The 741-nt window shown below is 52.4% G+C and carries 1 protein-coding gene; it reads left to right on the plus strand.

The features are described 5' to 3' along the window. Positions 1-663: VirB6/TrbL-like conjugal transfer protein, CD1112 family (locus KCG48_RS14560; protein WP_211802897.1), on the plus strand; the 663-nt coding region annotated here is incomplete at its 5' end. Positions 664-741 lie beyond the last annotated feature (78 nt).

Consider the following 741-nt stretch of genomic DNA (forward strand, 5'->3'; position numbering starts at 1 on the left):
GGCGTGATCCTTGCCTTTGTGATGACCTACGAGCTCATCCAAATGGTCATCGACCGGAATAATCTTCATGACATCGATACCTGGATCTTTTTCAAATGGATCTTTAAAACCTTTGTGGCCGTTCTTCTGGTCACCCATACCTTTGATATCGTCATGGGCATCTTCGATATGGCACAGTCGGTGGTCAACAGCGCTTCCGGCGTCATCTCAGCAGACGCCTCGGTGGATCTGGCCACCACAGTGGCAGACCTTCAGACGCGGCTGACCGCCATGGAACTGGGTCCGCTCTTTGGACTCTGGTTTCAGAGCCTGTTCATTGGCTTTACCATGCAAGCCCTGAGTATCTGCATCTTTCTGGTCATCTATGGCCGCATGATCGAGATCTATCTGGTCACGTCAGTGGGGCCCATCCCCATGGCCACCATGGTCAACCGGGAATGGGGCGGTATGGGACAGAACTATCTTCGCTCCCTTTTGGCCCTGGCCTTTCAGGCTTTTCTCATCATGGTCTGTGTCGGCATCTATACCGTCCTGGTGCAGAACATTGCCACGGAAACCGACATCATCAAGGCCGTATGGACCACCCTCGGCTATACCGTTTTGCTCTGCTTCACCCTGTTCAAGACCGGAAGTCTTGCCAAATCCATCTTCAATGCCCATTAAGCGAAAGGAGGAAAGCCTGTGGCCTATGTCCCTGTACCCAAGGATCTGACCAAGATCAAGACCAAGGTGATGCTCAAT

Source organism: Proteiniclasticum sediminis (assembly GCF_018128025.1).
Lineage (GTDB): Bacteria > Bacillota > Clostridia > Clostridiales > Clostridiaceae > Proteiniclasticum > Proteiniclasticum sediminis.